Below are 6232 nucleotides of genomic sequence, written 5' to 3'. Positions count from 1 at the left end.
TGAGCATCGGCGCGGGCTCGGGCGGCGCGGGGGTCGGGCGGACATCGGGGACTGGCGCTTGGCTGGCAGCGGCGAGTTCGGGACGCTCGGCGCGAATCTGTCGGATCATCTTGGTGAGGACGTCGCCTGGACCACACTCGATGAACTCGCTCACGCCCTGCTCGATCATGTGGGCGACGGACTCGACCCAGCGCACGGGGCCGGCGATCTGCTGGCCAAGCAGCTCGGCGATGTTGTCAGCGCCGTAGGGGCGCGCGCTGAAGTTGGCGATCACGGGGGTCGTCAGCGGGCCCAGCTCGAAGCCGGCGAGGAACGACGTGAACTCGCGCTGGGCCGGGAGCATGGCCCGCGAGTGGAAGGCGGCGCTGACGTTGAGGATCGCGTAGGCGCGGATCGGCTGGGCCTCGAAGATCGGCTTGAGCCGCATGATCTCGGCCTGAGGTCCAGAGATCACGATCTGCGTGGGCCCGTTGAGGTTGGCGATGTCAACGGCCTGCGCGTCGCTGGCTTGCAAGACCCGCGCGACGGCTTCGGCCGGGATCCCGAGGACCGCCGCCATGCCGCCATCGGCGGCGCGATCCATCAGCTCGGCGCGGCGCTGGACCAGGCGCAGGCCGGTCTCGAAGTCGAACGCGCCCGCGGCCCACAGGGCGTTGTATTCGCCCAGGCTGTGACCGGCGAACATCGCGGGTGAGCACCCGCGCGCGCGGGCGTCGAGCCAGTGCATGGCGTTGACGACAAACATCGCCGGTTGGGTGTAGAGCGTGCGGTTGAGCTGCCGCTCGGGATCCTCGATGCACAGGCGCTGGACCGAGTAGCCAAGCAGCTCGTCCGCGGTGGCGACGAGCTCGGGGTAGCGGGCGAAGTGCTCGCTGCCAACCCCGCGCCGCTGGGCGCCCTGACCTGGAAACACGACGGCGCGCATCAGTCCGACGCTCCCCTTCGCAGCGCGTCCGGGAGCACGTGGCGGTAGTAGACAAAGTCGCGCAAGACATCTTCGCCACCTTCGACCACGGACACGTAGCGCATGTCTCGGACGAGCTTGCCGATCAGCGAGTCCTCGGTGTAGCCAAGCCCGCCAAACATCTCGGAGCCGACCCCGGCGATCCGCCAGCCAAGCTGACCGCAGACGACCTTGGCGGCGACCGTTGACTCGAGGGAGCCGCGGGCCGTGAGCTGCGAGGCGGCGTCGGGGCCCTCGCGCAGGGCGTCGAATTCTCGCGCGGCGGTCATGCACACGCTGCGCATGGTGTGGATGTCGATCTGCATCTGCCCGAGCTTGGCGGCGAACACCGCGTTGGCGCTGAGCGGCTCACCCTTGATGTGTTTGTTGGCGGCGTAGTCCATGCAGGTGTCGCGGATCCGTCGCGCGATGCCGATCCCCGTGGCGGCGATCAGCGTGCGGCTGGGGTTGAGGCCGATCTCGAGCAGGCGCACGCCGTTGCCGTCGAGCACGGCGTCGAGTGGGATTCGGCAGCCCCGCAGGCGGATCTGGTAGGTCGCCGATCCACGCACGCCGATCATCGGCCAACGTCGCTGGATCTCGACGCCAGCCGCGATCGTGGGCTTGGCGACGAGAAACGCCCGGAACTCCTGGGTCTCGGCGTCCTTGGCGATGACCATCCAGTGGTCGGCGAACCCGGCGTTGGTCGAGAAGGACTTGTCGCCATCGAGCACCCACTCGTCGCCCTCGCGGCGGGCCGTGGTTGCGAGGTTGAGCAGCTCGCTGCCGGCGATCAGCTCGCTGCCGAGGGTCGCGGCGGTCGCCCCTTGGCCGGCCATGGCGCCCAAGAACCGCTGCTTGTGGGCCTCGCTCCCAAACAGGTCGATGACCGTCGAGCCGATCACCCCGATGAACAGCGACAGGGCCAGGCCCGCGTCGCCGTACGCGAGCGCTTCTACGATCGGCACGCTCGCGGCCAGCGAGAGCCCGCGGCCGCCGTAGCGCTTGGGAATCCACCAATTGTCGAAGCCGCGCTCACCAAACTCGGTGTAGAGCTGGGGCGGGGCCTTGGGCAGCGAGTCGAGCAGGGTCTCGTTGCCCAGCACCCGGTCGCGTACAAACGCGGCGATCTTGTCTGCGAGAGGTTCAGCCATTGGAGGGAGCCCGATCGAAGGAGGTCGAGGGCGAGGTCGAGGTCGAGAGCGAAGCAGCGATGAGGTCGAGGATCTGGGTCTGGTGGCTGGCGAGGAACAGGTGGCCAGCGGACAGCGTGCGCATGGTGAACGGGCCGCTGGTGTGCTCGCGCCAGCCGAGCGCTTCGAGCTTCGACACCATCGGGTCGGCGTCGGCACGCAGCATCGTCAGGGGGCAGCGCAGCGGCGGGCCGGACGGGCACAGGTAGGTCTCTGCGACCGCTAGATCGGCCCGCAGGATCGGCATGAAGATGCGGACGAACTCGGGGTCGCGCAGGACCGACTCGGGGGTCCCGCCCATCCGCCGCAGGGCCGCGATCAGCTCGGGCTCGGGCAGCTCGTGCAGCGGCGCGGGATCACGAATGTGGGGGGCCCGACGGGCCGAGGCGAACATGTGCTCGGGCTCGCGACCGTAGAGGCGGCGGAGCTGCCGAGCGAGCTCGAAGCCGACGCAGGCGCCAAGGCTGTGCCCGAAGATCGCGAAGGGTCGATCGAGGCTGGGGCCAACGGCGTCGACCAAGGCCCGCGCGAGCGGTTGCATTGCCTGGTACAGCGGCTCTCGCAGCCTTCGCTCGCGGCCGGGCAGCTGCACGGCGCAGACCTCGATGTCCGCAGGCAAGGCGTCGCCCCAGGTCCGGAACACCGAGGCCGCGCCGCCAGCGAAGGGGATACAAAACAGGCGCACGCGCGCGCGCGGGCGCGGATGATGGGTGACGAGCCAAGGGCTCGAGCTCGTGGGTGGGCGCGGGGTAGTCATGGGATCATGGGATCATGGGCTTCGAGAGGCGCTCGAGCTCGACGCGGATCCGCTCGTGGTGCGCAGGGCGAAGCAACTCGAAGTGGGTAGCGGGCAGATCGACGACCCGGATCGGACGATCGACGAAGCGCTGCCAGGTCTCGATCGCGGTGTTGGCCTTGGCGCTCGAGCGGGGGGCACCGTCGGCCCCAAGGCCGGCGCGGAAGTAGAGCAGATCGACGCCTTCGATCGCGGCCGGGGTCCACCGACGCAGGGCCTCACCGTGGTGGATGCAGACCGAGAAGGCCCCCCGCAGGTAGCGGTAGACCTCGCGCGGGGGGACGATGGTTCGCCCGGTCTCGACGAGCAGCCGGGCGAGGTGGCTGTCGTGAAGGTCGACGGGGACGCCGTCGAGGGCGTCGGCTGGCAGGGTGGCGTCGACCAGGAACATGTCGGCGATCAGCCGCCGCCAGGTGGGGCCGTCGAGGTCCAGCTCGAGTCCTTCGGCGTCGGCGGTCAGGGTGTCGAACATGACGACGCCGGTGATCACCTCACCGCGCGCCCGCAGCCGTCGCGCGAGCTCGAGCGCGAGCACGCCGCCGAGCGAGTAGCCGCCGAGCAAGTAGGGGCCATGGGGGCGCACGCGGGTGAGCAGCTCGAGGTAGTGCGAGATCTGGTGGTCGAGGTCGGTGAAGGGCGGCGCGATGCCGTCGACGCCGCGGGCCTCGAACGCGTACACGGGGCCCCGGTCGCCGAGCAGGTCGGGCAGATCGCGAAACACGAAGGCGAAGCCGGGCGCGCCGTGGATCCAGAAGCTGGCCACGTCGGCGTGGTCGGCGTGGTCGGTGTTGTCGGCGCGCAGCTGGATCAGACCTTGGGGCAAGTCCTCGGACTCCGCGTCCGGCGACGAGCCGGCGAGCGTGGCCTCGACCCGGCTGATCAACTCGCTGACGCTCGCGGCCTCGCGCAGCGCCGCGACGGGCAGGCGCGCGCCAAGCCGCTGGCGGATACCTGCGAGCAAGAACGAGCCGAGCATGGAGCTGACGCCGTAGTCCGCCAGCGAGCGGTCGAGCTCGACGCTGTGGGGATCGAGCTCGAGCAGCTCGGCGAGCAGGTTCGTCACGACCGCGCGCGGCGTGAGCCCGGCGCTGTGCGGCTCGGGCGGGGCCGCCAACCAGCACACGGTGGGCGCGAAGGGATAGGCCGGGAGCTCGAGCAGCTGCGCGGGCGCTGGCGCAGCGGCGGGCTCGCTCACCTCGCTCACCTCGACGCCGCGGACCCACAAGTGCGCGAGCTCGACGTGGCGGTGGTTGTGGCTCAGGGCGCGCAAGAAGTCGTCCGCCTCGGGGCCCGCGAGCGCGGGATCCCGGGGGCCAACGCGGCCGCGCACGGCCCCGGGACAGCTCGCTTGCTCGCCGTGTTCGGGGGCGTGGTCGCGCTCCGCGATCAGCCAGGCGCGCAGCACTTCGACGAGGGTTGGGCAGTCATCGGCGATGACCGCCAGGCGCTCGGGGAGCCGCTCTCGCGCGACGCGAAGGGTGTGGGCGAGATCGTGCGGGCGCGGGCGCTCGGCTTCGATGAACTCGATGACGGCCGTTACCCACGCACACAGGCGATCGGTCGTGAGCGCCGAGAACCAAAACGAGTGCGGGCCCGCGACCGCAAGATCGACGGCCGGGTCCGCGCCCTCGTCCGGCGCCGCCTCGAGCACGACAAAGGCGTTGGACCCACCCGCGCCAAAGCCTTGGACCCCTGCGCGCAGCGGGGCAGCGTTCGCGCGGGCGGTCCACGGCGCGGGCGCGTCGATCAGGGCGAAGCGCGGATCCACGGGGGTCGACTCGGCGCCGCGGGCCAGCGAAGGCACCAGCACGCGCTGGCGCAGCTGCATGACAACCTTGATGACCTGGGCGAGACCCGAGGCCGCCTCGAGGTGACCGATGTTGGCTTTGCTCGAGCCAACCGGGAGCGGCGCGCGGCCGGGCGCAAACACCCGGGCCAGGGCGCGCTGTTCGATGGCGTCGGCGATCGACGAGCCGTTGGCGGCGAGCTCGAGATAGTCGAGCTGCTCGGGAGCCAAGCCCGCGCGATCGAGGGCGAGCTGGGCCGCGTCCGCGAGGCCGGCGACGTCGGGGATCGAGAAGCCCGCCGTGTGCCCGCCGTGGCTGCCCGCGCTGCCGCGAACCAGGGCGAGCACGCGGTCGCCGTCGAGCTGGGCCTGGCCGAGCGGCTTGAGCAACAAGCTGGCGACGCCCTCTCCCGGGACGAATCCGTCTCCGCCACCAAACAAGCGCGGGCGCGCGCCCTTGCTGGTCAAGCCCATGAGATCGAGGGCGGCGTACTTGTGCGGGCTGAGGCTCAAGTTGGCGGCGCCAACCAGCGCCATGCCGCAGTCTCGCCGGGCCAGCGCCTGGCAGGCCAGATCGATCGCGGTGAGCCCAGCGGCGCAGGCGTTGTCCAGCGCGAGGCTGGGGCCGCGCAGATCAAAGCACCACGAGACGCGGTTGGCCATCGACCAGTGCGAGCCCGACGACAGCAGCCCGCGCGTGCGCGCGTCGGTGGCGAGGTCGGCGTACTGGCGGTACATGCAGCCGGCGAACACGGCGATGCCCTGGCCGCGACCCCGCTGCGCTGCGACCCGACGCCCGCGTGGATAGCCGGCGTGCTCGAAGGTCTCCCAGGCCAGCTCGAGGAACAGTCGCTCGCTCGGATCCATGGCCTGGGCCTCGGCCAGCGACAGGCCAAACAGCGCGTGGTCAAAGTGATCGACGTGGGCGAGGAAGCCCCCGTAGCGGCTGCCGCCATCGTCGACGTGGGTTCGCCAGTCCCAGCGCGCGGCCGGGACCTGCGTGATGCCCGAGTCGCCCGCGCGCAGCAGCTCCCAAAACGCCGGGAGCGTGGGGGCGCCGGGGAACCGTCCCGCCATGCCGATGATCGCCACGGGTTCGCTGCTGCCTGGCGAGGCGAAGGCTGGCGGCGCCGAGCGGGCGACGGGCGCCGAGGCGGCGGCGTAGGCTGGGCGCTGCGGGCTTGGGGCTGGCGGCGTCGCGGGAGCCGGGAACGCTTCGGCGTAGTGGTGCGCCAGGTACTCGGCGAGCTCGTGGACGCTGGGATACTCGAGGAACAGCGTGTTGGGGACCACCCCGAGCTCGCGCGAGAGCACCCGCGACATCTCCACTGCGGAGATCGAGTCGACGCCGTACACGTCGAAGCGCGCGTTGGGATCGACACGCTGCGCGGGGACCTCGAGCACTTCGTCGAGCGCGGCGAGCACGAGCGCGCGGGCAGCCGCGAGGCCACCCGAAGCCGGTCGGCAAGCGCTCGCAGCGACGCGACACCACCGACTTCAAGTTCACCACGCTC

Annotated in this window: 4 protein-coding genes; all 4 read right to left on the bottom strand. The window is 71.1% G+C overall.

The genetic code is table 11. From position 1 onward, the window contains the following. The coding region (gene fabD, locus DB30_RS39770; protein WP_205633181.1) for an ACP S-malonyltransferase at positions 1 to 925 on the bottom strand (925 nt) is incomplete at its 3' end. Then, a complete protein-coding gene (locus DB30_RS39765; protein ID WP_052559235.1) occupies positions 925 to 2097 on the bottom strand; it encodes an acyl-CoA dehydrogenase family protein in 1173 nt (390 codons plus the stop codon). The genes DB30_RS39765 and fabD, both read right to left, overlap by 1 nt. Continuing rightward, positions 2090 to 2893: a thioesterase II family protein gene (locus DB30_RS39760; RefSeq protein WP_052559232.1), complete on the bottom strand. Its 804-nt coding sequence runs from the start codon at positions 2891 to 2893 to the stop codon at positions 2090 to 2092. Before DB30_RS39760 ends, DB30_RS39765 begins: the two co-directional genes overlap by 8 nt. Positions 2894 to 2897: 4 nt before the next feature. Further along, positions 2898 to 6143: an alpha/beta fold hydrolase gene (locus tag DB30_RS39755; protein WP_052559230.1), complete on the bottom strand. Its 3246-nt coding sequence runs from the start codon at positions 6141 to 6143 to the stop codon at positions 2898 to 2900. Positions 6144 to 6232 lie beyond the last annotated feature (89 nt).

This window comes from Enhygromyxa salina, assembly GCF_000737335.2.
Lineage (GTDB): Bacteria > Myxococcota_A > Polyangia > Nannocystales > Nannocystaceae > Plesiocystis > Plesiocystis salina_C.
The sequence above is the reverse complement of the archived record's forward strand: the minus strand, read 5'-3'. Positions and strand labels throughout refer to the sequence as shown.

Excerpts from the sequence above, each read along its gene's own strand:
- DB30_RS39760 (WP_052559232.1), bottom strand. The coding sequence starts at position 2,893 with ATGACTACCCCGCGCCCACCCACGAGCTCGAGCCCTTGGCTCGTCACC.
- DB30_RS39765 (WP_052559235.1), bottom strand. The coding sequence starts at position 2,097 with ATGGCTGAACCTCTCGCAGACAAGATCGCCGCGTTTGTACGCGACCGG.